The 1659-nt window shown below is 42.3% G+C and carries 2 protein-coding genes and 1 pseudogene; all 3 read left to right on the forward strand.

From position 1 onward, the window contains the following. Window positions 1–76: 76 nt before the first annotated feature. Window positions 77–453, forward strand: a pseudogene (locus AACR75_RS00865) (GNAT family N-acetyltransferase); the annotation flags it as partial. Window positions 454–462: 9 nt separating this feature from the next. Then, entirely contained in the window at window positions 463–591 is a 129-nt protein-coding gene (locus tag AACR75_RS18550) for a hypothetical protein (protein WP_445285765.1), read from the forward strand. A 160-nt stretch (window positions 592–751) separates the two neighbouring features. After that, window positions 752–1360, forward strand: a complete 609-nt coding sequence (locus tag AACR75_RS00870) for a glutathione S-transferase family protein (RefSeq protein WP_047691425.1) — start codon at window positions 752–754, stop codon at window positions 1358–1360. The last annotated feature ends 299 nt before the right edge of the window (window positions 1361–1659 follow it).

A 1659-nucleotide genomic window follows, 5' to 3' on the forward strand; every position in this document is an offset into this window, starting at 1 on the left:
AGTTTACAGTGTGTTTTTTGAGTTCGATGGCGCGTTGTCAACCCCTTAGCCGGGCGTTAGGTGAATTGGTGGAATAATGCAGCTAGTTTTAGAAACGGAACGTTTAATCCTTAGGCCATTTGAGCTGTCTGATGCAGAGCAAGTATCAGTATTGGCTGGCGATAAACGAATCGCAGAGATGACGGCAAACATACCGCATCCATACGAAGTGTCAGATGCAATTTCATGGATTGAAACACATGAAACCGGCTTTGCCAGCGGAGAGAGTATTGTTTATGCGGTTGTACATAAAGAATCGTGCGAGATTATTGGTGCAGTGAGTTTGCCGAGTTTAAAAGATGGCCAAGGTATCTTAGGTTATTGGTTGGGTGTCGATTTTTGGGGCAAGGTTATGCGACAGAAGCTTCAAAGGCATTAATAGAGTACGCAATAGAATGTCATGGATTGACAGAGTTAAAGGTTATGCATCTTGTTGGAAATGAACGTTCAAAGTCAGTTATCGATAAACTTGGTGTTATTTACATAGAAAACCAAACACTTCGTATGCAAGGTGGTGAGCGAGAGGTTTGTGTTTATATTTCAGCGGTATAAATTCACCTAACAAACGGCTCAAGAGGGATTGCCAACGCTTGGCGACTTTAGTGCAAAATTGCAGTTCAGCGTTTACAGTGTGTTTTTTAAGTTCGGCGGTGCGTTGTCAACCCCTTAGCCGGGCGTTATGTGTTTTTGGGTGTATAAAAGGAGATTTGTAGTGAAGGTTTATGGAGATATCCAATCTGGAAACTGTTACAAGGTCAAGCTGTTGCTTGCTTTCTTAGGCATTGAGCATGAGTGGTGTCACGTCAATATTTTAAAAGGTGACACAAAAACAGCTGAGTTTTTATCCATTAACCCAAACGGAAAAATACCCGCAGTTGTTTTGGATGATGGCCGTTGTTTGTCAGAGTCGAACGCAATTCTTGGCTATTTCGCAGATGGTACAGCGTTAATTCCTAGTGACAAATATGAAAAGGCTAAAATGTACGAATGGTTGTTCTTTGAACAATACAGTCATGAGCCATTTATCGCCGTGGCTCGTTTTATCCAAAAATATCAAGGTATGCCAGAGTCAAGGTTAAAGGAATATCACGCCTTACAACCTGGAGGTAATAAAGCCTTATCAATGATGGAAAGTCGCTTAGCCCAGACGGATTATCTTGTTGGTAAGCAACTCACGATTGCTGATATTGCACTGTACGCTTATACACATGTTGCAGATGAAGGTGGTTTTAACTTATCTCATTACCCCAATATTCAAGCGTGGTGCAAAAGACTCCAAGAGCAAACAGGCTATGTTGGCATGGTGGAAACAAACACATAACAAACGGCTCAAGAGGGATTGCCAACGCGTGGCGGCTTTAGTACAAAATTGAAATTCAGTGTTTATAGTGTGTTTTTTGAGTTCGGCGGTGCGTCGTCAACCCCTTAGCCGGGCGTTAGGCAAAGTGAGTTTTTATCTGCTAGATCGGGTTTGAATTGAACGGTGGATTCCATGTTCTCATGGCTGGACTTAAGCAATAAATCGTCATCACATATTTGTTGTTTCTTGATCGCGTTGGGTTGTTTATCGTTGTGAATTTAGCGGCAAAATAACCTTCAGCATCCAAACGTCCGCCGAGC

Source organism: Vibrio sp. ZOR0018 (assembly GCF_963865925.1).
GTDB classification, from domain to species: Bacteria; Pseudomonadota; Gammaproteobacteria; order Enterobacterales; family Vibrionaceae; genus Vibrio; species Vibrio anguillarum.